At 34.3% G+C, this 24250-nt stretch carries 15 protein-coding genes; 4 read left to right on the top strand and 11 right to left on the bottom strand.

The window, feature by feature from the left end:
* Positions 1-25: 25 nt before the first annotated feature.
* Positions 26-2458: an ATP-binding protein gene (locus NBT05_RS03760; RefSeq protein WP_265772114.1), complete on the bottom strand. Its 2433-nt coding sequence runs from the start codon at positions 2456-2458 to the stop codon at positions 26-28.
* Between the two features lie 370 nt (positions 2459-2828).
* On the opposite strand from NBT05_RS03760, the gene NBT05_RS03755 reads away from it, so the two are divergent.
* Positions 2829-5012, top strand: coding sequence for a TonB-dependent receptor (locus NBT05_RS03755; RefSeq protein ID WP_265772113.1), 2184 nt, complete (start codon positions 2829-2831; stop codon positions 5010-5012).
* Between the two features lie 203 nt (positions 5013-5215).
* On the opposite strand, the gene NBT05_RS03750 is transcribed toward NBT05_RS03755, so the two are convergent.
* Complete coding sequence (locus NBT05_RS03750; protein WP_265772111.1) at positions 5216-5695, bottom strand: Rieske (2Fe-2S) protein; 480 nt, start codon at positions 5693-5695, stop codon at positions 5216-5218.
* A gap of 182 nt (positions 5696-5877) precedes the next feature.
* Here NBT05_RS03750 and greA point away from each other — a divergent pair, with 182 nt between their 5' ends.
* Positions 5878-6351 (top strand): transcription elongation factor GreA, encoded by a 474-nt coding sequence (gene greA / locus NBT05_RS03745; protein ID WP_265772110.1) that lies wholly within the window; start codon positions 5878-5880, stop codon positions 6349-6351.
* 104 nt (positions 6352-6455) lie between these two features.
* Here the strand turns inward: greA and NBT05_RS03740 are convergent, their stop codons facing one another.
* The 9 genes from NBT05_RS03740 to NBT05_RS03700 form a co-directional block, all read right to left on the bottom strand.
* Complete coding sequence (locus tag NBT05_RS03740) at positions 6456-6902, bottom strand: YHS domain-containing (seleno)protein (protein ID WP_265772109.1); 447 nt, start codon at positions 6900-6902, stop codon at positions 6456-6458.
* A 245-nt stretch (positions 6903-7147) separates the two neighbouring features.
* Positions 7148-8128 (bottom strand): acyl transferase, encoded by a 981-nt coding sequence (locus tag NBT05_RS03735; RefSeq protein WP_265772108.1) that lies wholly within the window; start codon positions 8126-8128, stop codon positions 7148-7150.
* 167 nt (positions 8129-8295) lie between these two features.
* Positions 8296-10101, bottom strand: coding sequence for a T9SS type A sorting domain-containing protein (locus NBT05_RS03730; RefSeq protein WP_265772107.1), 1806 nt, complete (start codon positions 10099-10101; stop codon positions 8296-8298).
* 84 nt (positions 10102-10185) lie between these two features.
* Complete coding sequence (locus tag NBT05_RS03725) at positions 10186-10533, bottom strand: T9SS type A sorting domain-containing protein (RefSeq protein ID WP_265772106.1); 348 nt, start codon at positions 10531-10533, stop codon at positions 10186-10188.
* A 399-nt stretch (positions 10534-10932) separates the two neighbouring features.
* The gene (locus NBT05_RS03720; protein ID WP_265772105.1) at positions 10933-13788 is read right to left on the bottom strand and encodes a TonB-dependent receptor; all 2856 of its coding nucleotides are present in this window, start codon (positions 13786-13788) and stop codon (positions 10933-10935) included.
* Between the two features lie 88 nt (positions 13789-13876).
* A complete protein-coding gene (locus tag NBT05_RS03715) occupies positions 13877-15193 on the bottom strand; it encodes a hypothetical protein (protein WP_265772104.1) in 1317 nt (438 codons plus the stop codon).
* Between the two features lie 815 nt (positions 15194-16008).
* On the bottom strand, positions 16009-17370 hold the full coding sequence (locus NBT05_RS03710; RefSeq protein ID WP_265772103.1) for a hypothetical protein: 1362 nt from the start codon (positions 17368-17370) through the stop codon (positions 16009-16011).
* Between the two features lie 34 nt (positions 17371-17404).
* On the bottom strand, positions 17405-20209 hold the full coding sequence (locus NBT05_RS03705) for a TonB-dependent receptor (RefSeq protein ID WP_265772102.1): 2805 nt from the start codon (positions 20207-20209) through the stop codon (positions 17405-17407).
* A gap of 208 nt (positions 20210-20417) precedes the next feature.
* Positions 20418-20771: a toxin-antitoxin system YwqK family antitoxin gene (locus NBT05_RS03700; protein WP_265772101.1), complete on the bottom strand. Its 354-nt coding sequence runs from the start codon at positions 20769-20771 to the stop codon at positions 20418-20420.
* 391 nt (positions 20772-21162) lie between these two features.
* Here NBT05_RS03700 and NBT05_RS03695 point away from each other — a divergent pair, with 391 nt between their 5' ends.
* Both NBT05_RS03695 and NBT05_RS03690 read left to right on the top strand, forming a co-directional pair.
* Positions 21163-21441, top strand: a complete 279-nt coding sequence (locus tag NBT05_RS03695) for a hypothetical protein (protein ID WP_265772100.1) — start codon at positions 21163-21165, stop codon at positions 21439-21441.
* A gap of 155 nt (positions 21442-21596) precedes the next feature.
* On the top strand, positions 21597-23987 hold the full coding sequence (locus tag NBT05_RS03690; protein WP_265772099.1) for an inorganic phosphate transporter: 2391 nt from the start codon (positions 21597-21599) through the stop codon (positions 23985-23987).
* The last annotated feature ends 263 nt before the right edge of the window (positions 23988-24250 follow it).

The following is a 24250-nucleotide window of genomic DNA, read 5'->3' as shown; positions in this document are numbered from 1 at the left end:
TTGCGAACTATCTCATACTGTTTTCTTATATTACTTTTAATTCGGATATTAAAGCTTCAATAGGTTTTATTAATTCGGTTGGTAAAAGGCTTATTTCTTTATCCGAAATAGAACGGTTTGGATCTTCTAAAGTTTCTAATTTTGGGATGATAGTAAAGGCTTTAATTTGACGAAACATAGGTAACATTTTATGAGCTAAAGACTTTATTTTCTTTTTATCTTGATTTTGAATAGCTTCGGAAAATTCTGCTAAATTATCCGTAGTTCCTTCTACAAAAGTATCCAGAATAGCATAAAATGATTCTTTATCTCCCTGGGCAAAAATTTCTATATCTTCTAAAGAAAACAGTTCATTAGAAGTACCAAGATTTACAGGATCATTTGTAATATTTGGCTTCCGAATTGGTAAAATAGTAGCAATAGCTTCTAATAAATCTGCTGGGGCATAAGGTTTCCGTAAACTATTGGTAAATCCTTCTTTTATATAATCTTCTCTATCAATATCGGTTCTTCCTGATAAAGCAATTATAGGAGGCATTTGATCTTTTGTATAATATTGTTTTATAAAAGCTAAAAATTCAAACCCGTCCATTATTGGCATTTGAATATCTGTTAAAATTAGATCATACGACTTTTCTTGTATCAATTGAACCGCTTCTTTACCGTTTATACAACTGTCATATTGTAATCCGGCCAGGGTAATGACTTCTTGAGTAAGACTTAACTGGGCGGGGTCATCATCAATAAGTAATACTTTTTGATTATTAAATTGAAAGGCTTCCTCTTCTACAGTTACTGCTTCGGTCACAGGAATGTTTTCCAGAGAAGGAATCACCGGAATGCTAACGGTAAAGGTACTTCCATCACCGGGAGTACTTTGTAAAATAATAGAGCCTCCTAACAAATCAATAATTTTTTTGGTTATGGCTAAACCTAGTCCAAAACCACCAAATTTCTTTTCGGTTGAATTGTCTCCCTGTGCAAACTCCTGGAATATGTGTTGTTGTTGCTTTTCGGTAATCCCAATACCGGTGTCCTGCACTACAATTACCAGATGTTGTCTTCCTAATTCCTTTTCTTCTAAATATCCTAAAATACGGATGGTCCCAGTTTCTGTAAATTTATAGGCGTTATTAATTAAGTTTGTAAGTACTTGTTTAATCCGGAAAGGGTCACTTTGATAAGATCTATCCAGTTCTTCTTTGATATCAAGCGTAATTCTCAAATGCTTTTTATCTTCCGCCGGAATGTTAGCACTAACTGTATCATCAATCAATTTTTTAGGCAAAAATGGAAGTTGTTCGATATTCATCCTACCTGCTTCTAATTTGGATAAATCCAATAAATCATTAACCAGATGAAGCATATAATCTGATGATCGTTTTAAATGGTTAAGGTAATGCGTTTGCTTAGTGGTTAAACCGGTTTTTTCCAATAAGTCCGAGTATCCTATCACCGTATTAAGTGGAGACCGCAGATCATGCGTTACCGTATTTATTAAAGATTCTCTGGTCTTTAAAAGCTTCTCCGTATAGTTTTTTTCAGCTTCCAGTTCATTCCTGAATTTCTGTGATTTAGATACATCCGTGGTTATTAGAATTAAAAATATCAAGGCAATAACTAAACTTATTGCGATGAAAATGACAAAAAAGTTAGAAGTACGATTTAGGATTTTCCGGGATTTTGACAGGCGTTCATTATACTCTTTACGGACGTTTAGTTCAATACCTGTCATTAAATCTCTTAATTGTTTGGTAATGATCTGATCATTCTTTAAAAGTTCGTCCTCTTTAGCTTCTATTTTATTTTCGTATTGCCGTTCTTTAGCTTCAATTTGAGCTAAAGCTTTATAAAAACGATTGGCAACAGAATCCAAAGTTTGATTGGTCAATCTTTTTGCATTGTCTTCTTTAGATAATTCAAGAATCCGTTTTAAAGCTCGTTTTTTATCTCTTGTATATTTATTAAAACGTTTATCCAGGTCGCGGTAGTTACCATATTCTTCACTTGTTTTTTTAAGTTGGTCAATCACATTTTGCTGTAAATCCCGGTTTTTTCGTTCGCGGTAAATATCTATTAGTGAGGCAAAGTTTTGATTTTTGTTATCAATCAATAATTTAATACTGTCCATTTTTTTAATTTGAAGCGTATCAAAAGAAAGCTCCGAAATCCGATCAATAGTACTAATAATAGAATTTACTTTATTTCGATAGTTTTCAAAACGTTCAATATCAGAGGTCTGAATAATGTTTCGGGTAAGACTTTCGGCTTCATATAAACTGGTAGTGGCTTCTCCTACTAAAATCAATTTTTTACTATTATCATCGCTTACATTGTTAATTTCAGCATAGTCCGTAATTTGGTTATAAATGACCCAAAAAGCAATAAAAGCCAGGATAGTAGCCAGGCTATATCCCGCGATGATTTTATAAGTAACTGATCTTTTTGTGTTTTCCATAAAGTGATAACTCTAAAACAGGAAAAGCATTGTTTGCCGAACTCCTGGTTTTAAAAAATGTAAAGAATAAAGTTACAATATTAAAACAAAAGGTAGTACTTTTGCACGCAAATCTCAAAGGGGTGCTTTTCTAATTCTAAATTCAGAATTCTGAATTCAGAATTAGTAAGGCTGAGATCATACCCAATGAACCTGGGCGGGTAATGCTGCCAAGGGACGATGGAGTAAAAAGATACAATGTATCATTTTACGACAGGCAAGCTGGCGCATGGGCGATAAGGTGTAATGACCCTCGTTTTTTGTGACAACAAAATCTATTTAACATAAATAAAAAGAATAACTACCCCTTTTATTCGTAAAGTAAGTACGAATGAAATATGTATTAATTACCGTAGGAGTTTTTTTAACCTTAACATCCGTAAGGGCACAAGAACAATCCCAAGATTCCATTCCTAAAGAAGCGGAAAAACTGGATGAGGTTTTGGTAAAATCCGTTCGAGTATCAGCGGATGCACCTATTACACATTCCAATGTATCTAAAGAAGAGCTAGCCGAACGTAATCTTGGGCAAGATATTCCTATTTTATTAAATTATTTACCAGGAGTAGTTACGGCATCTGACGCAGGTGCGGGAGTAGGATACACTTACATAAGAGTTCGTGGTAGTGATGCCTCCCGGGTAAATGTGACCTTAAATGGTATTCCTTTCAATGATGCAGAAAGTCAAGGGACATTTTGGGTAAATTTACCGGATTTTGCTTCATCTATTGAAAATTTACAATTGCAACGCGGGGTAGGGACTTCTACAAATGGCTCCGGAGCTTTTGGAGCTAGTTTAAATTTATTAACGGATGCCTTTTCAAATAAAGCCTACGGTGAAATTAGTAATTCTTTTGGATCATTTAATACCCGGCGTCACAATGTAAAATTCAGTACTGGTCTCCTAAATGATCATGTAGAAATTGCCGGTAGGTTATCAGCAATTGCTTCTGATGGTTATATTGATCGAGCTTCGTCTGATTTAAAATCTTATTTTTTACAGGGATCATACGTAGATGATCATACGTTAATTAAGGCTATCGCTTTTGGTGGACATGAGATTACCTATCAATCCTGGTTTGGGATTGATGAAGAAAGGTTAAATTCTAATAGAACCTTTAATCCTGCCGGTCAATATACTGATGAGAATGGAGAAAATCAGTTTTATGATAACGAGGTTGACAATTACAAACAAGATCATTACCAATTGCATTGGAATGAACAAATAAGCACTTATTGGTCCACAAACCTTAGTCTCAATTATACTTATGGAAGAGGTTTTTTTGAACAATACAGAGAGGATGAATCTTTCGAAGACTACGGTTTTACTCCAATAGAGCTTGGCAATGAGATCATTAATACTACAGATTTAATACGTAGACGATGGCTTGACAATGATTTCTATGTAGTAAATGCTACTGCAAATTATAATGCAAGAAACCTGGATGTGAATTTTGGTGCTTTCTATAGTTTATACGATGGAGATCATTTTGGCGAAGTAATCTGGGCGCAAAATGCAGGAGGGTCTGAGATCAGAGACCGTTATTATTTTGGAAATGGAACAAAAAAGGAGTTTACCACGTTTGCTAAAGTAAGCTATACACTTAATAATACCTGGATAGGCTTTTTAGACTTGCAGGGTCGGTTTATCAATTATGAAACTTCCGGAGAAACTTCTGATTTAGTGCCTTTGACTGTTGATGAAAACTATGATTTTTTTAACCCTAAAGTTGGTTTGACCTATAAAGTAAGTAATCAACATCAATTATATACTTCTTTTGCGGTAGCTCATAGAGAACCTCGGAGAAGCGATTTTGAAAATGGAATTAGTAAAGCTGAACGCTTATCTGATGTAGAATTAGGATGGCGCTTTCAGCAAAAGGAAAACTCTGTCAATGCCAATTTATATGGTATGTTTTATAAAGATCAACTAGTATTGACTGGTGCTTTAGATGATGTAGGAGCTCCCATACGATCTTCAGTAGGGGATAGTTATCGTCTAGGTTTAGAAATTGAAGCTAACCTGCAACTTTTTGATAAAGTAACATTACGTCCTAACGTTTCTGTAAGCCAAAATAAAAATCAAAATTTTGTGGCAAGTATAGATGGAGAACTACGCGATCTGGGAGAAACGAATATATCTTATTCCCCTAATTTGGTTGCCGGAAATGCGCTTATTTATCAACCCTTTTCTTTCCTTCAGTTGGGTTTGTTTAGTAAAATAGTAGGAGAGCAATACATGGGTAATATTGATAGCGATGTGTCTAAATTAGATAGTTTTTTTACAAATGATCTTAATATTATTGCAGAAATAAAAAACATACCTGTTTTTGAATCTATAGTACTAACCGGACTTATCAATAATATCTTTGATGTGGACTATATATCAAACGGGTTTTTCTTTACATTTGATGATGACTTTTCAAATCCCGGTACTGTTGTAACACAAGAAAGAGCTGGATTTTATCCGCAGGCAGGGATTAATTTTCTGGTAGGGGCAACACTTAGGTTTTAGAAAGATAAAAATGCTTATTTGTGTAGATTTAAATTTGAATATCAAATCTTAATCTTTAAATACGTAATCATGACATCATGGCTACTTCAGATTTTTTTGACGAACAAACCTGGTTTCTAAAACTATAATGACCTAAACCTTTAGTAGAAATATACTATTTTCTGAATGATAAGCGTGTAAGTAATAATCAAGCAGGTACTATATTAGTTTGAAATAACTAACGTATTACCTGTTTTTTCTATTCGATAGGGCTTTAATCCGTATTGACCTCCGCCGCTTACCGGTTGGCCGGTAATTAGATTGTAACGATTATCATCGCTGTCACACGGACAGGTAACTTCATTTCCTTCGATCATCAATGCCGAACATTCATTAGGTGAATGATTCGGATCGCTTCGTTCATAAGCTAAAAATAAATTTTCAGTAACCCTATGAATAATCAATCCGCGGATACCGATACCATCGGTACTTACTTCTACCGTATTATTATCAAATTTTAATTGGCTAAACTGAGGGAGGTTCAGGTTTGCGGTAAAATTCACCTGGACATCAGAAAGAAAAGGATTTTCTACCCGGTCATCATCAGCGCAAGAAACCATACCTACAACAGTAAATAAAAGAGCTGCTCCCAATGTGAAATGGATACGATAATTTCTGAAAAAGTTAAAAAGACTTTGATACATTTTTGTATATTTGATTCTAAGAATATGTCTGTAATTACCACTATCACCCCAATGGTAATATTTAATTTCTATCTATTTTATTGTAAAGATATATATATTAATGAGTAATTGATATGGACATAGGTCAAACTTAAATGTAGTCCCACTTTGATGGGATTTTTATATTAATAAACGTATAAAAGATGAGTAAAGTATCGTATTATACTGCAGAAGGATTAAAAAAATTAAGGGATGAAGTAAATCATCTTAAAGACGTGGAACGTCCCAAAGCTTCACAAGCCATTGCCGAAGCAAGAGATAAGGGAGATCTTAGTGAGAATGCGGAGTATGACGCTGCAAAAGAAGCACAGGGATTATTAGAAATGCGTATTTCTAAATTAGAAGAAACCTTATCCGGGGCCCGGCTAATAGATGAATCGCAACTAGATACTTCAAAAGTGCTAATCCATTCTACGGTTAAGATTAAAAACCAAACAAACGGAACGGAAATGACCTACAAACTAGTGGCTCAAAGCGAAGCAGACTTAAAAACCGGTAAAATTTCAGTGGATTCTCCTATTGGTAAAGGCTTACTAGGTAAAAGTAAAGGCGAAGTTGCCGAAATACAGGTGCCCAACGGAACTATGAAATTTGACGTAATAGAAATTACCCGCTAATTACTTTTTAAAAATACATAAGAAAAGGCCTGTCTAAGTATATTAAGACAGGCCTTTTCAACTAACTAACCAATTATTGAAAAAAACTTAAAAATTAATCTTTCTTATTCATTTGCTATCATTTTATTCCAGTTGGCTTCTGCCTTTAAATAAAGGTCATCACCCCCTTCTTTTTTCCACTTTTTTAAAGTATTTGTTCCCCAGGCATTGTAAAACAGTAACAGTTCTCCGTTTCTAATTTCAAAAGTTTTAGGGTCTATATCTACTTTCTTTCCGTTTACACCTATCGCGTAAGCACAATATCCTCCGTATTTTGGGATATACTTTTCCGGATTATCCTGAAAAGTTTTTAAATTTTCAACAGTACTAAATTTGTAATTGGCACCTTTATACTCCATCTGAAATTTAGTATCCCCTTTTACCGCAGTATTATCAAAATAAGCAACCACATCATAACCTTCTGCCATAAAACCATCTTTAAGATTGTAATCTATAGATTGCGCCGTACCTATAAAAACAAACAACAGTAAAGGAGTTAAAATAAATTTCATGCTAGGCAATTCTATAAAGTAAGTCGAAGCTTACTTTTATACCTTACAAGCTGAATCTGATATTAAAAACTATTTTAATTGTTTATATCACTAGATATATAAGGGAGTTCGTTAATATAGAAGGTGTTGGATCGTAAATACAGGTGTCTGAAAAATGATGAAAATATTTAAATTTTATTTTTTAGAGAATAACTATTACAAAATAACAGAGTATGATTTGATACATAGGGTCTTCCTTATAGCGTTTATAGCGACATTAAATTACATCCGCGGATATCACTATGATCAAAACGCCCTAATACTTCAAAATTTCCATCTATATTCATTTTGCCCAGGTCTTGGGTACCAATAAAAGAACAAGAATGTACGTTGGCCAGGTCGATTACATTAATACCACCAGTTTTTCCAGGGGGTAAAAAAGCTAAAGGATCTTTAGGATCTCGTATTAGTACTTTCATCCATGGGGGACAGGTAAAAATCCCATTTCCTTTTGAATAGGCTTGAGAGAGTAACTCGGTCATTCCATATTCGCTATGTACTTTGGTTATGCCTAGTTGTTTTTTTAGAAACTTATGTACTTCATGACGGGTAATTTCTTTGCGCTTTCCTTTCATACCCCCGGTTTCCATGACGATAATGTTATCTGAAAGCCTGGTAGGAAATTGCGTAGCAAAATCCAGTAGGGCAAAGGTAACACCAATTAGTATTACCTGCTTATTTTGTTGAGCAACCTGATCCAGTGTTGATGCTAGTTTATCTAAATTATATAGGAAATAACCACTTTCTTTATGTCTGCTTTGTTTGATAAAGTGATCTACCATATAAATTAAAGAAGAACCTTCTCTTTCCAGATAAGAGGGAAGTAAGGCTAAAAAAATATAATCTTCCATAGCCCCGTAGTTTTTTTCAAAGCCTTTAGTAAAACTTTGAAGGTAAAACCGGGGGTCAGCAACATAGTGTTTACTAGTCGTTGTACCAGTAGTACCACTGCTGCTAAAAGTTATTTTTGGGTTGTTTATACCGGAAATTACTTGTTCTGATTTAAAAAATGAAATCGGTAAAAAAGGGATGTCAACTAGTTTTTTAGTATTGTATTTTGATTTACCCAATAAATTACAATAGCGTTGGTAAACCGTATTATTGGTATATTGATATTGAAAAATTGTTAACGCTTGATTTTCAAAATTCTTAGCAGTAGTAGACGTAAAAATAGTACCTGGTTGCATAGGTTAAAAGTACAAAAGATCAAATTTTAAATCCTTTATTCTTTTTTAAAAATTAAAGAAGCTGCCTTGTTAATCCGCAAGACAGCTTCTCTTCTAATTTATCTACCCGATTTACTTCTTAATATAAAATACGCCTTAATTTAAAAATGCAAAATAAATAAAAAAGCTTAAGGTGTGATTATTAATTTGGAAGTCTTATAAACCGTATTACCATCTGAAAAGTTTAGTATATAAGTGCCCGGAGTCAAATTATCAGTTAAAATTTGGGAACCTTTCATACGCTGTTTAGATATTAATTCACCTAACAAAGAATAAATATGTACTTCAGTTAAGGGTTTTTTATCCGCTTTTCTTCCTAAAATTAGTAGAACCTCCCCCTGTGAAACTGGGTTTGGTGCGAGGTTTATGGTATTTAAAGTTTTATCTATCGTATCAATACTAAGAACATTAGTGGTTACCTCACTCCAGGATGTTCCTATACGTAAAGCATCCATCTGTACCGTAGGCGTAGTTGCAGAGCTATTGGGTCTAAGATGAAAATTGTTAATTTTAGAAATTGGCGTATTATCCGTGCCTATTAAGGTAGTATTAGGCTCAGGTTGAGATACGTTAGGGTTAATTATGGCATTATAAACTCCGGAATCTAAATTATAAGAGACTACAATGAATACTGTTTCTCCTATATTATAAGTAGTACTTGTATAATTATCAGTACCTGCCCCATCGCTTATACCAATACGATAAGAAGTATTATTTTCAGATTGTAGCCACAAACGCATGGCAAAAGAAGTATCTCCCCTTAACGTAGCAAAATAGGAACTATTACCAGGTGGAATTGCTGAACTTACATTTAAAAGAAAAGAAGTATATACTTTGCCGGAATCAACATTAGTAAATTCTACAAAAGCATCTTTTGCACTACCTAACATACGAATGGAGTTACCTTCATCTGAAATTAAATCAGGATAAGATAAATTACCATTAATTATTTCTATATCATCTCCTGAATTTTCATTAGTCCAAATAAGTTGATCTCCTAAAGCTTCACCTGAAGTGTATATAAATTGTTCTGTAAAGGGTAATTCTTGTAAGACTACCTGTATGGTAAAGTTAACGGTAGTTTCGATATTAGGTACTAACGGATTACCGTCGTTATCTACAAGTTGTAAGCTAAGACTGTGGTTACCATCTGATAGCGATGAAATAACAATTTGATCGTCAATAAATGCCGTATTGGATGTTCCATTATCAAAGGTATATGAGATAAAACCATCTCCATCTCGGTTGTTCTGATTCGTTGGTGTTTTACTAGAAATTACAAAGTTTTGAACGTCAAAATCTACTATTTTTCCAGCATTTGTAATAACGATAGTTTCATTTTCTGTAGGAGAAGTAATAGTTACGTCCGGGCTTGTGTTTGCATTTGCCAGAACTGAAAATTGATCCAGTCCCGCATATTCTTTCTGACCGTTTTGTTTGGCAATAATTCTGACTTTAAATTCCGTTACTCCATCAGGAATGACCCTACTGAATAATTTCCATTCCTGTGTATTTTTCTTTAGTACTTCTTCTCCCTGGCTTAGTCCGTCAAAGATAAGCTCAACCTTTATATAATCAGTATTTCCAAAATTGAAAGTATTGTAATAAAACTGGAAAACAACGTCGTTTTTACCTGATACATCTATCGCATCAAAACTAATTATATGTTCATCAACATCCATTCCCGGTCCAGAATTATTTAAATCCCGAATCCCCCAAAACATAGCTCCATCGCTTGCGTTATCTAATAGGAGAATTTCTTCTGTAGGAGTCCATGCAAAACTCATTAATCGATTCTCATAAGCAGCTGGATTTGCCTGATAGTTCCAAGTATCTGCAGCGTTAATTTCAAAACTTTGAAAGGCAATTAGTTCTTGTGCGTTAATAGATAAAGTACATAGGAGTAACCCTATGATCATAGTAATTTTTCTCATTTTATCGTGTTAATAAAGGTATGCTTAATAAAGCATATGGTTAATGGTTCAATAAAAGTAATAAAGTTAGTAGTAGCCCTTTACTTAATTTGAACTCACAATCAGCTTTTGTGTAGAGTGATTTTCCCCTTCTTTAATTTTAAGAATGTATACACCTGGCTTTAAGCTGGAAATATTAAGTTCTTTCCCTACAAGAACTTTAAACAACACTTTATTACCAAGTACATTGTATACAGATACAACTAATGTATTATGACTTCGGGAAGTAATTTGTAAAATATCACCGGTTGTGGGATTAGGATAAACCTTTAATCCTTCAATGGTGTGTCCGTTTTGCAACGGCGCATTAGAAGTATCTTGCGCATTTCCGCTGTTAGAAAACAGAAAGCAAGTTATGACGGTACAAACGAGGGTTAAGTAGAGTTTCTTCATAAATTCGGTTTACTTTGGGATAGTAAAAATACAATTTTTTATGAAATTATTCGTTAGAGCCCTTCTTTTTTCTAATACATAAGCGTTAAAGTTTAATAAAATCAGTCAGTTATGTATTTTTTTTAATTATGATTTGTTTTAGTATGTCATTACTAACATTTGTTATAATTGTTTATCAGATCCGTAATATTCCTTTAACATCAGATGAGTATTCCCCGTAAGTATAGTATAGTTTTATAATTTAAATTTTAAAAAGTTAATTTTTTAAGGATAATTAACGGTCTAGTTTTTTAGGTCAAAAGCATTTTATAGCTTTTAGTTTAGATAATTCAAATCCTTTTAAACCTTATTCTTTAATATGGTGCTATCCTTCTATAGATTTCTAGACAATTCCAAAATCTAAAATTTATAACTATAACTTAAAGAAATTTCTTGACCGGGACTCCATCTGGAAAATAACTGATCTTCTGCCCCAAAAGATTGATACGCACTTTCTCGATCATCATTTAGAATATTGTTAAATTTTAAGGTCATAGAAGAATTATTTTCTTTACCAAAGGATTTACCCAAACTTAAATTTAAACTATGAAAAGGTAACGTAAATACATCAGGAACATCACCATTACCTACAATTTGTAATGTTTCTCCTTGTACGTTATAAAAAACTCCTGCTTTAAATCCATTGTTTTCATTATCATAATTGATACCTAGATTTATTAAATAAGGAGACTGCCCTTGTAAAGTACGTCCGTCAGGAAGGTCTTCTCCGTCTCTTAAATTATCACGCCTTGCATTTTTTTCGTCTTCACTAAAATTTTGATTTGATTCTATGACTGAAATATTTGTATTAAGATTAAAATTATCTAGCCCAATAATAAAACCTAGATTTTTTCTAAACTCAATTTCTGCACCTAGAACTGTGGCATCTCCAAGATTAAGAGGGGTAAATTGATCTCTGGCTGCTCTTATAAAGCTTAGTTCGATAGGATCTTTAAAACTTTTATAAAATCCACTAATTGCAAAAAAATCTGCTCCTTCACCATAATGTTCATAACGTAGGTCAAAATTATTAATATACGTAGGCTGAATGTTGATATTTCCTATAAAAAAGGTGCTATTAACCGGATCAAAAATTTGCGCGATCGAAGCTTCTTTGAATGATGGTCTTGCCGTAGTTCGGCTATAGGACACTCTGAGTTTATGATCTCCATCTTTATTCAGATCATAAATGATGTTAGCAGATGGAAAAAAATCTGCTTTATCTAGTATATTCTCATCATCAAAAATGACATTATTTTGATTGATACCCGTATAAACTAAATCATACTTTTCGAAGCGAACTCCTACAATCGCATTCAATTGATTGGAAAATTTAAATTCTTCGGATATATAGCTGGCAGAAACATTAGCAGAAGAGTCAAAATTATCAGAGGCTACGGCATCTCTACGAACAAATATGCCTATACGAGTTTCGGGGTTATATAGATTTGCTGGAGCTAGTAAAGCTTCAGAATTGCCATCTTCAAAAGATTCACTAAAGGTAGCAAACCTACGAGCTAGAAAATTAAAACGGTCAATAGTAAAATCACGTTGTTTATAGGTTTGTGCAAAACCAAATCTTAGAGTAGCCTCTTTATTAAACATTTGATGTTTATTAGAAATATCTAGTTTGCTGGCTAAATTAATTTCTTCTAAATCCCTCCATATTCTTACAGGATCTTGCGCTTCGCTAGGATCAAGCGAGAAAGTAGTACTACCATCTGCATTATTTTCAATTCGTAAAGGCGTAGAACGTATATCTTTATCGTAGACTCTGGCAAAAGACGGAGATAATTTCCAATCAAAATTCCAAGAAGCGTTTTGATTAGAATGTTCCCCTGAAAGTTGAAGATTAGTTATAGATCGTTGTGTATATTCTAAATTATCCTTTTTAATCTGATTAGAATTGACAGAAAAGTTGGATAGTCTCAATGTTGAAGATTCTGCTTGTCCATTTTGAAGATGTAAGATGTTTAATTTATACTTTGAAAATTCTCGTTTATAAGAAAGTCCAACTAATCCACTTATTAATACATTATTAGAAGCTAATTCTCCTTGTTGTGTCCGGTCTGTAATTAATTCGTTGTTAGAAAAATCCTGATCATCTTTACGGTAAACCTGCGCATCGATATACTCATCATAATATATAGATTCATTTTTATAAGATAGTGAAGCTAAATAACCTAACTTATTATTACCAACAGTAAACTGTTTTCCCGCGGTAAAACCTAAAGAGAAATTAGCAAAACTGTTATTTCTTTCCGGAGCAAGAGTCGGATCAAATTGCTCAACATATTGTCTCGCGACAAGGCCATTCTCTTGTGGAGTTAAAAGGGTTCCTCTAACATTTCTTAAGGGGTTATCTCTTGTTCCATCATCAAAACCTAAAAAGTCTGTATTACCTCCTTCGTAATTTAAATAATCATTGTTAAAATGCATATTAGAATTGTATCCAAAACCTCCTGAAACACTATACTCTTCTCTGGATGGAAAATCTTTGGTAATAATATCAACAACTCCTCCGGTAAAATCTGCGGGTTGATCAGCTGTAGATGATTTTACCACTAAAATATTTTCTAAAATATTAGTAGGAAAAATATCTAATTGTAAAGTGTTTCGATCGGGATCTAGTCCTGGAACGTCGCTACCATTTAAAATAGATTTGGTATATCGATCTCCCAAACCTCTAACGTACACAAATTTACCTCCTTGTACAGAAACTCCTGGAACATTTTTGACTGCCGAAGCAATATCACTAGCTCCTGTAGTTTTAATACTTTCAATAGATAAACCATCCAAAAGTTTTACTGAATTTTTTTGCAAAGTTAAGACCGCTTGTTCAGTGTTTTTTCTTACCGTCGTGGTAATAACTACATCTTCTAATTGAGCTGCAGAAGCATTTAAAGTTACATTTACTTCTTTAACATCTGAATCTGACGTAATTTCTATTTCGCTAATTTCTTTAGTTTCGTACCCGACAAAAGAATATATAACCGTATAAACTCCTGGTTCATCTACAGAAAGTTCGTAAAAACCATCAAAATCTGATGTTGATCCGATAGTGGTACCTTTAATGGTGATATTAGCGAAGGGAAGTATATCATTAGTTTCACCATCTAGTATTTTTCCTGTTATTTTACCTTGTGAAAATGAAAATAGGGGTGTGATTAGAAAAAGAATTAATAAACCTGTAAATAACTTACTTTTTAATAACATTTTATATGAGGTGTAGAATAATTATTGCTCGCTAGATATATAGCGAGCAATAATATTATTTATATATTTTGAAGAATCTTATTCTTAATTAGAAACCTAAACCAGCTTTGGTATTTGAATAAGTCCAGCCAAACGCAGAAGTCTCAGCTCCAACAGTTGCTGCGTCAGAATTAGCTAATTCAGATGTCCAATCTGCAGCCCTTTCTGTAAAATCAGGGGTTAAAATAATTAAGTCTTCAAAAGTTCTCATGCTTTCATCATCATCGTCTTCACAATTTGTCAGGCAACCTCCTTTTTCTATAAATACTTCATTAGCCGCTGCAATTCCTACTGGTAGTACTACCTGCCAATTAGAAAAAGTTAAATTTCCATCTAGAAAATTTTGAGCTACGCCGTTGTTATCTAATTCCACATCAGAAGAATCTTTGAAATCAAATACTAGTACATTATTTGTAGCACCTGTAGCTCCGCTTCTATAATCTGCAATTTCACCATCATTTGTAGCAGAATTTCCAATTAACGTTGCATTTTCTAAGGTAAAAGAACTTATCAATTGTCCTTCAGGACCGTCGATTTCTAAAGCATGATCCGATTCTTCGCCTAAAACAACAACTACATTATCTATGGTGCCATTATAAGATTGATCAATGTCAATAGCGTCATCAGCTTGCGCCCATACAAAGACATTATTCACATTTACGGTGCCCCCAAACCATTCAACACCATCGTCATTGTTAGCTACCACTTCAATATTATTTATAGTCGTACCGGATCCAACCCCACCTAGTGTAAGACCGTTAAGCTCGTTTCCAGCGCTTAAAGTGATCCCACCATGTCTAATGGATATATAACTAAGTACTCCAGAATTATCATTAGGGTCAGTTCCTCCGTATAAACCATTAATGTCGTCAGCTGGTATTCCTTCAATTTGAGCAGCCTCTACATTTCCATCCACAGAAATAGGTGCATTACCTAAAATTACCACTCCTCCCCATAATCCTCGGTCATTTTGATCCAGGTTTGTACCTGCGGTCTCACCCACAGCAATATTATCTGTTGACGATGTAAAGATGATAGGATTTTCAGCTGTTCCTTCTGCATCAATAGTTGCACCTCTAGCGATAATTAATACTGCAGCATCAGCTGATGCGCCTGGATTACCTTTAATAATGGTACCAGGTTCTATAGTTAAAGTAACACCATCCACAATAGTAACACGACCATCTAAAGTCCAAATAGCATCTGCAGTTAAAGTTCTATCTTCTGTGATTTGACCAGACAAAACATTATCCATAAGAGGATCAGTGGGATCAGTAGGATCAATAGGATTTTCATCATCATCACCGCAACCTGTAAATGCTAACATTGCCAAAGCAAATCCAGGAATCATTAAGAATTTTTTCATAATAAAAAAGTTTAAAAATTTAGTTGTTCTATTTTGAGTTTAAAACTCATACAAAGAAATCAGGTTTAACCGTATTCTTATTTACCTAAATATTAATCTTGTTTTAAGGGATTATAACCTGGGGGAATTAGTAGATAATTATATTTTTTAGAAAAAATATAGAGATTATCAAGCTTAAAGTATCTTTTATCCAGTAAAAGTCAATTTCCGTTGATAATAAAGTAAAGTTTGACTATGAATTACTTAAAAAAGCATCTTTTGATAAATAGCGAATGTTATGAAATTTTAAATTCAAAGTTAAGTAGGTGATTTTATGCAGTTGCCTCTTAACAATAGCTTTACGTAAGTTTTAGTTAGGATGAATCTGCTCTCTATCTTCAGATGTAATGATAGAATAGTTGAGTTAGTATTTGTAAACCAGAGCCTTCTATCACTAAAAATAACTATAGTTAAGAAGTTAATCAATAAACGTTTATATGGTTTTTGTGATCTCGATGTATGCTAGTAAAGAAAATAATTTAAAAAAGAGAAGGCTTTAGAAATACGTTATGTTGTTGGCAATAACGATCTCCAAGCCTTCTACGAACACGTCTCTTACTATAATTTGTTTCTTACCGGATCAGAAGAAAGCGAAAATCAAAAATGCGTCAAATACTTTTAAAGAGAATACAAAGTAATCGGTTTTTAATACAACCTATTTTATCACAATATTAATCTTAAATTAAGGGATTGTAACCTTAACCAAAAGATACTATAAAAATAAAACCACCTGTTTATCTAAAAAAAACGGGTGGTTTTAGTATTTTAATTTTCACCTATCGACGAGTCCAGTTTAAGGTCCAATTATCACCAACCTGTAATGCACCAACATAAGGAGCCGAGTCAAAAAAGTCGCCTAGGGCAGTAGGATCAAAGTTGTCTATCCCATCTACCGCTGCGGTATACTGATATGTGCCGGTAAAGCCACTGATTTCAAATTCTTCTTCATTCGGATCTACATCAGGAATTGTAGTAGCTGGTGTATTAAAAGGAGCTCCGGAACCAGTTAGCGAATAATTAGCAAACATAGAAAAATCAGCCAAATCCACCGTAGCCACATTTTCGTGATCCAGGTCAAAAGAATTTACGTTATCAATGATTGAATTTTGAACAATAACTTCATTATTATTGAGGTTTACCAGGGTTTGGTCATCATCAACTTCGATACCCGCTCCCGGAAAGCCTTTGACTATCGTATTATACATACGTACTTTAGTACCAGCCCTAAATTCAATCCCTTTATTTTCTCCATCACCATCATCAGCACCAATCAAAGTCACGTTAGATATAGTTGGATTTGAAAAAGGAGTAGCAGCCGGGTTATCACTAAAGTTATCAGCTTCAATCCCTTTATCGCCTTGTAAAGTAGTTTGTTGTACAATCCAGAATTGTCCGTTTCCAACCCAACCGTCAGTCCAGTCAATAGAATCATCACCGGAACCCACAACAAAAGCATATTTTAAGTTTACGGTACCTCCAAAAAATTCAATACCATCATCATTTCCGTTAAAAGCCTGAATGAACTCAAGCGTAGTACCGTTACCCACACCATACAGGGATAATCCGTTATATTCCGCATCTTCGTTAATTTTACCACCGGTATATTCCAGTCGTACATACCTAAGGATTCCTGAATTGTCCGCAGGGTCGTTACCTCCGTAAGTTAAGTTGGCAACTTCTGTAGTAGCAACTTCTCCACGATTGATAGGAGCCCTTCCAGCCAGGATCAACCCACCCCAATCACCAGGATTAGGAGTAGGACGGTTAGAAGTAAAAACAATAGGGTTGTCTGCTGTACCATTTGCAATAATTTGAGCTCCTTGTTGAATGGCTAAAAAGGCAAATACCCCTCCTTCACTTCCGGCAGTAATCCGGGTACCAGCCTCAACGGTTAATACAGCTCCGTCTTCTACCGAGATACCCCCCTGTAAATTATAAATAGTATCTGATGAAAATATACGATCTTCAGTGATGTTTTCAGTTACCTCAACAACGGCATTTGAATTAACACCACCACCATTATTAATCACAGTATCTCCTTCTATGGTAATATCCCCGATATTATCTTCTTGAACGGTACAGGAAAACTGTAATACAGCAATCATTCCTGCAAAGATTATTAATTTTTTAGTTTTCATTTTACGCTAATTTTATGTGTTCGATTTATTGTTTTTATAATTTAAATGTAATTCCTAAAGAAAGTTGCAAACCCCGGTCGTATCGGTATACATCCAGTTCTTCCCCAAGATTTTCCTGATCCTGGTACCTGATAATATCCGGGTTTAAAAGGTTTCTGGCTTTAAAACTTATCTCCAGATGTTCTCCGACTTCATCTTTAAAGTTGAAATTTAGAACGCCAAATCCTTTTTCAAAGATATCCCCTCTACCATTACTACCCGCAGCATAGATACGATCCCCAAAAAAATTAAAGTCAAGCCCGGCGGTAATCTTTTGATTTTTAAGTTCTGTAACATAAGAAACGTCCGTATTAATTAAATAAGGAGAAGCTCCCTGAAGCTGCCGCTCACTATTAGTTGCTGCTACCGATGAATTGTTGATTAAAATATCCGTATCCACTTTTACTTCAGAATGTAATAAAGTGGTATTGATCCCGAAGTTTACATTGTTCCAGGGAGTATCTTCTACTTGAAAAAGCTTCCCAATGTTCTTTTTATATTCCAGTTCAAGCCCAAAGATGATGGCTTCGTTTGTATTTCCGAAGGAAAAATTGTTAGTAGCCGAGGCAATTCCTATTTTTTCAATTGGGTTATCCAGGTATTTTCCGAAGATAGAGGCACTTATCACTTCTCCTGATTGTTCCGGAAAATATTCCCATTTTAAATCCACGTTATAATTATCAGAATTTTGTAATTCCGGATTACCTAAAGTAGATTCGGTTACATCTTCGTATAAAAAGGGAGCTACTTCGGTAAACTTTGGTAAGGTTACTGTTTTACTAGCAGCAAAACGAAAATTGGAAAATTCATTGATGGCATATTTTACATCAAAACTTGGTAGAATAAAGGTTTCATCAATAGTATTTTGTCGAAAAGGGTCGGTTTCCAGATCTTCTAACAATCGGTAAAAAATATTTTGCTCAAAAAGTTCCAGGCGAATTCCAGCATTAGCCGTTAATTTCTCATTAAAAGCATATTGAATCGCACTAAAACCACCAAAATTAGAAAAATCCGCTTCATAAATTCGAGTGGGGTTTAGATTTTCAAGTACGGTAAAGGTTCCGTCCAAAAAATTAGCTTCGCTTAAAAGTGCATCAGGATTATTAAAGTCAACATCAATATTATTAATATTTAAGATGTTGTAATTTAATTGATTAGCTTCAAAGTCACGATCTTTAATCCTTCCGAAGATGCCAAAGCTGGCTTTATTCGTATAAACTTCTTCTTCATTTTTATTAAAATTCCATTCAAAATTCACCTTTCCGGAATAATCAATTTCATCTAATTGCTGGTAAAATCGCTGATTATTTGCAAAATCCGGACTGGTTGCATCTCCTATAAAAAAGCCATTATTAGTTTCTGTAAAAATCAACTGTCGGCGATCCGGTATCAACCCGAGTACGTCGTTGTAACTAGCACCCCAGTTTATTTCGTATTTATTTTCTTTAAATTGATGCGTTCCGGTTAATTGTTGGGTAAATAAGGTGTTTTGTTCATAGGTGCCTCGGCGTAGTTTAATAATAACATCCGTATCTTCTTTACTTTGCGCAGTAAACTCACGTAATTCATCTTGAGTATCATTAACTAATAACGTAGTACTAGCAATACTATGGTTGCTATTAAAACGATATCCAATACTGGCGAGGGCAGTCGTATTGGTTTTATAGCGATAGCGGTCTGCCTGTTCTACAAATCCAATCCCGGTAATAGCATCTCCTTCGGTATTAAAAGCAGCTTCCAGTCCGTTTAAAGCCGTTTCATGTCCCTGGCTAAAAGAAGCCGTAAATAAAACATCTAGTTTTCGGTTATTATCTTCACCAAACTTAAAGGTTTTTCCTCCGGTAATACCAAATCCTCCATCCGGAGCATTAAATCGATTTCTGGGATTAAACGAAGTATCAAAAGGGTAATAATCGATATCAGTACTTACGTAATTATAGTTAGGGATATCCAAAAAGATAGGAACTCTCCGGGAACCGTCATCCAATCCCCATTGGTCATAATTACCTCCGTCTAGTAAAAAGAAGTCATTACCTACCGCATTTGTATTAATACCCGAAGAAAAGTTGACTTCCAGAAAATCTTTACCCGGTCGATTTTTAGCATCAATATTCACACTTGCCCCGGCAAAATCACCGTATAAAGCAGCTGAATACGTTTTAAAGATACCCAAATTCTCAACGATATCCGTTGGAAAAATACCCAGGTCAATTAATTTTAAACTAGGATCCAGAGAAGGAATAGGCAATCCATTTAGATACGCATTGTTGTACCGATCCCCCAATCCCCGTACATATAGTTTATTACTTTCTTTAGAGATTCCTGTGGCTTTAGTAAGTCCGGTAGCTACATCACTAACCCCTTTTTTAGCCAATTCCTGTGCTCCGATTTTCTGTTGAATAGTAACCGCATTTTTTTGTTCTAAGAGGATAGCAGCTTCGGATTCTTTCTTTACTGTAGTTTTGATAATCACTTCATCTAGGGCGGCAGCACTTGCTCCTAATGATTCGTTGATCGTAGTTGTTTTTCCTGCTTCTACGGTAGCTTCTTTTTCTATACTTTGATATCCTACAAAACTAAATTCTAAAATGTAAGTACCAGGTTCAAGGTTCTCTATAGTGTAAAGTCCATCAAAGTCAGTAGTGGTTCCTTTGGTCGTCCCTTTAATTAATACATTGGCAAAGGGTAGAGGTTGGTTGTTTGCTTCTTTATCTAACAAAGCACCCGAAATGCTTCCGGTTTCCTGCGCACTTAATATTCCAACAACGAATAGTGCACAAAGAGATAATAGATTTCTCATGTAACGTGTTCAAAATTTGATGCAAATAAAGAACCTTTATGTTACCTGGGTGTTATTGATAAATTAAATAAGAATCACCATACCGTTAAGTAAATGTTATGAAATATCTTTTCTATTTTAAGAATTATGGTTTAGGTAGATTATAATATAAATAAAGAAACGCCCTGATTTTCAGGACGTTTTCGTATAATGTATAAGGCATGTTATTTTATTTAAAATTACCTACCACGTCATTCTTCTCTGACCAGGTAGTTACCTCTGCAATACTATTATCTACATAGTTTACTTCAGATAACTTATCATTGTTCCAGAAGAACCATTTACCGGTTTTGGCTCCGTTTTCATATTGACCCATGGCAATTTTCTTTCCGTTATTGTCAAAAGATGACCACTTACCGTGTAATTTTTTATTACTATAAAACCCTTGTTGGCTAATCTGACCGTTTTCATGATAAAACGTTCCTTTAACCAGATTTCCTTCTTTCTCAAACAATGGTTTCTTGTTTTGTGCAGTAATGGATAGTGTACATAACATTACCATAAGTATACCTATATTTTTCATAATCTCAACTTTTAAATGGGGTCTTATTAACAATTATATTACAAATGTACCTTTAATTTTACAATTAAACAATATTTACGTAACATTAAATTAACTTTGAACCTGTAAAGTGTTTATATTTATTAAGTTATATATTTAATTTTACAGTAAATTATGACTTCTTAGACCATTTTCTAGTAGAAATTATTTGGTTAATACTGAAAACTTTAGCCTTTTCAGTAGTAAATGGGGGCTTTTTAAACTTAATGTAAATTATTTGTTCATTTCAGGTAAATGGATTTTATTTGTCGCTTTGTTGACTAAAACAATCTATCTAATATCCGTACCGTTATTACAAGTAGGGGGAAAATAGGTTGCGATTTGAAAGAATTTATTAGTTAAAATAACCTATATGAAGATTAATTGGGGGCATCTTAATCATGATAGTGCAGTTGCTGTACAATCAGTCCTGGAAACCGAATATAATTTTAGGACTACGGTTACCAAATTATTTTTGCAAAAATTAACTGATGAAATGCACGACCATCTGGAAGATGTTCAATTTGATATTTGTCCGTTAACTAAATGTTTTAAAATATCTCCCGCTACTCCGGAACCTGTTCATGCCGCCCTTAAAGAAATAATGAGTCACCATCTTCCTAAATATAAAGAATACACCTATCAAGCGTAAATAGCAATATACATGCTAAGATATTAGTAAGTAAGTTTTCGTGAATAGCGAACATTAGTATATCTTGCGACCTGAACATTCAAAAGATAACATTAAACTAACATTTGGGTACGATTTAAGATTGATTTTTGTGCCTTTCTTAGTTATTTACATTTATGGAGGACTATTATATTTGGATGATAGCAGCCCTGGCTATTCTGGCCATTGCTGATTTAGTGGTAGGTGTTAGTAACGACGCAGTTAATTTTTTAAATTCTGCCATTGGTTCTAAGGCAATTTCCTTTAGAACGGTAATGATTGTAGCCAGTGTAGGTATCGCAGCGGGCGCTATTTTTTCCAGTGGTCTGATGGAGGTTGCCCGTAAAGGTATCTTTGTTCCCGGTGAATTCTATTTTGATGAAATTATGATCATTTTTATGGCGGTCATGATTACGGATATCCTGCTATTGGATTTTTTTAATAGTCTGGGGATGCCTACTTCAACTACGGTTTCTATTGTTTTTGAATTGCTAGGGGCTGCGGTTTGTGTTACGATTTTAAAAATTAATGCGGATCATGCAGTTTCTTTTTCAGAAATAGGAAATTATATTAATAATGAAAAAGCATTAGAGATTATATTGGGTATCCTGCTATCTGTAGTTGTTGCATTTTCTATAGGTGCCCTGGTGCAATTTATTACCCGGTTACTACTATCTTTTAATTATGAAGAAAAACCAAAATGGTCCGGTGCTGTCTTTGGCGGAGTGGCGTTAACCGCGATCCTTTATTTTATTTTTGTAAAAGGGATAAAAGGAACCAATTTTGCCAATCAGGTAATACAAACCTCAGTAAATACTTCTGGAAATTCTTTTCTGACCTGGGCTAATACCTTTTTTGGAACTTCGTACACTTCTATTGATGAATTAATAGCAGCCAAAGGAAGCTTATATGATATCGATGTGGCAGGTCAAAGTATTATGACAACGCTTCAGGGATTTCTGGAAAATAATGTATTTCTTATTATTGCAGTAGGATTTATTATGTGGTCTTTAATTTCTTACCTGGCCATTACCCTGTTTAAAAGCAATATCTATAAAATAATTATTGTCGTAGGTACCTTTGCACTGGCCTTAGCTTTTGCCGGAAACGACCTGGTTAATTTTATTGGAGTTCCTATTGCCGCCTGGGAAGCTTATAAAGTATGGGTTTCTTCCGGAATACCTGCAGATGAATTATTAATGACTTCTTTAAGCGGGAAGGCAGAAACACCTACTTTATTATTGTTAATAGCAGGTGTTATTATGGTTCTTACCCTTTGGTTTTCAGCTAAAGCCCGGGATGTAGTTAAAACCTCTATTGATCTTTCCAGACAAGGCGAGGGGCAAGAACGTTTTAAGGCTAATTTTTTATCCAGGGGTGTGGTAAGAGGTACTATTGTTGCCTCAGAATTTATGACTGCCATACTACCTACTTCCTTTAAAAAATTTGTCAGCAAACAATTTGAACAACTACCAGCATCTACCTATATAGGATTAAAAAAAGAGGATATACCTGCTTTTGATATGGTACGTGCTGCCGTCAATCTGATGGTAGCGGGGATTCTTATTTCTATTGCAACATCTATGAAACTCCCGCTGTCTACTACCTACGTTACCTTTATGGTAGCAATGGGAACTTCACTGGCCGATAAAGCCTGGGGTACGGAGAGTGCGGTGTACCGGGTTGCCGGGGTGTTTAATGTAATCGGTGGCTGGTTTTTTACGGCTTTAAGCGCGTTTATTGCAGCAGCACTTATTGCTTTTTTAATTAATATCAATCAGCCTGTAATGACGCTTGTGTTATTAGTAGCTGCGGTTATCATTTTAATTAGAAATACTTTAAAATACCGTAAAAAAACGAAAGCGGATAAAGTAGAAGACACCTTAAAACGATATGAAAGCAGTTCGGTACAGGGGGTTATTGAAGAAAGTGCGGATAATATTAAATCCTTTATTAAAAGAGGAAATAAGATGTACAACGCCACTATCGATAATTTAGCTAAATATGACTTGCAGTCGTTAAAGAAAAATCGAAAAGGAATCGCCAAACTAGAAACTGAAGTAGAGCAATTACGTGATAATATTTTTTATTTTATTAAAAACCTGGATGAGGCTAGTGTAGGTGCCAGTAATTTTTACATCACCATTCTAGGTTACCTGGAAGATATTACGCAATCACTGGAATATATTGCTAAAAGTAGTTATAAGCATGTAAATAATAACCATAAAAAACTACGATTCAATCAAATCAAAGACCTTAAAGAAATAGAAGCCCAGCTTAATGAAGTTTATGACAAAATTGAAAAGGTTTTTGAATTAAGGGATTTTTCTCAATTGTCAAGTATAATCGAAGAAAAACAAGAATTATTCGTTATGGTGAACCAAAAAATAAACCGTCAGATTGAACGCACCCGCACTGAAGAAAGCAGCCCTAAAAACACCACTCTTTACTTTGGGTTGCTTACGGAAACTAAGGATTTACTTTCAGCAACTATGAATTTGCTCATCACCTACCGGGATCATAATTAACTTGATTTAACCTGTAATATTTAAAGAAAAGTATCAATTTGCTTGACCATACTAGCAAGGTCAAGTATTTTTCATCATAAAATAAAGAAATAATAACGTAGGCTCTAAATAGCGTAGGTAATCCTAATTCATATAAATCAATCCCATGCCCAGCCCTTCTTAAATGGAAGGTAGCTAAAAGTCCCTTCCTTTGGAAAGGATTTAGGATAGGATAGATAGCGCTATGTATACTTTAGTTAAAGTTAAGGTTAGCGAATTGTTAC

This window comes from Aquimarina sp. ERC-38 (genome assembly GCF_026222555.1).
GTDB lineage: Bacteria > Bacteroidota > Bacteroidia > Flavobacteriales > Flavobacteriaceae > Aquimarina.
This window is presented reverse-complemented; position numbering and strand designations above follow the sequence as displayed.

Coding starts and splice junctions, on each gene's coding strand:
- greA (WP_265772110.1), top strand. CDS start 5,878: ATGAGTAAAGTATCGTATTATACTGCAGAAGGATTAAAAAAATTAAGG.
- NBT05_RS03725 (WP_265772106.1), bottom strand. CDS start 10,533: ATGAAGAAACTCTACTTAACCCTCGTTTGTACCGTCATAACTTGCTTT.
- NBT05_RS03735 (WP_265772108.1), bottom strand. CDS start 8,128: ATGCAACCAGGTACTATTTTTACGTCTACTACTGCTAAGAATTTTGAA.
- NBT05_RS03690 (WP_265772099.1), top strand. CDS start 21,597: ATGGAGGACTATTATATTTGGATGATAGCAGCCCTGGCTATTCTGGCC.
- NBT05_RS03740 (WP_265772109.1), bottom strand. CDS start 6,902: ATGAAATTTATTTTAACTCCTTTACTGTTGTTTGTTTTTATAGGTACG.
- NBT05_RS03695 (WP_265772100.1), top strand. CDS start 21,163: ATGAAGATTAATTGGGGGCATCTTAATCATGATAGTGCAGTTGCTGTA.
- NBT05_RS03715 (WP_265772104.1), bottom strand. CDS start 15,193: ATGAAAAAATTCTTAATGATTCCTGGATTTGCTTTGGCAATGTTAGCA.
- NBT05_RS03700 (WP_265772101.1), bottom strand. CDS start 20,771: ATGAAAAATATAGGTATACTTATGGTAATGTTATGTACACTATCCATT.
- NBT05_RS03750 (WP_265772111.1), bottom strand. CDS start 5,695: ATGTATCAAAGTCTTTTTAACTTTTTCAGAAATTATCGTATCCATTTC.
- NBT05_RS03710 (WP_265772103.1), bottom strand. CDS start 17,370: ATGAAAACTAAAAAATTAATAATCTTTGCAGGAATGATTGCTGTATTA.
- NBT05_RS03705 (WP_265772102.1), bottom strand. CDS start 20,209: ATGAGAAATCTATTATCTCTTTGTGCACTATTCGTTGTTGGAATATTA.
- NBT05_RS03755 (WP_265772113.1), top strand. CDS start 2,829: ATGAAATATGTATTAATTACCGTAGGAGTTTTTTTAACCTTAACATCC.
- NBT05_RS03720 (WP_265772105.1), bottom strand. CDS start 13,788: ATGTTATTAAAAAGTAAGTTATTTACAGGTTTATTAATTCTTTTTCTA.
- NBT05_RS03730 (WP_265772107.1), bottom strand. CDS start 10,101: ATGAGAAAAATTACTATGATCATAGGGTTACTCCTATGTACTTTATCT.
- NBT05_RS03760 (WP_265772114.1), bottom strand. CDS start 2,458: ATGGAAAACACAAAAAGATCAGTTACTTATAAAATCATCGCGGGATAT.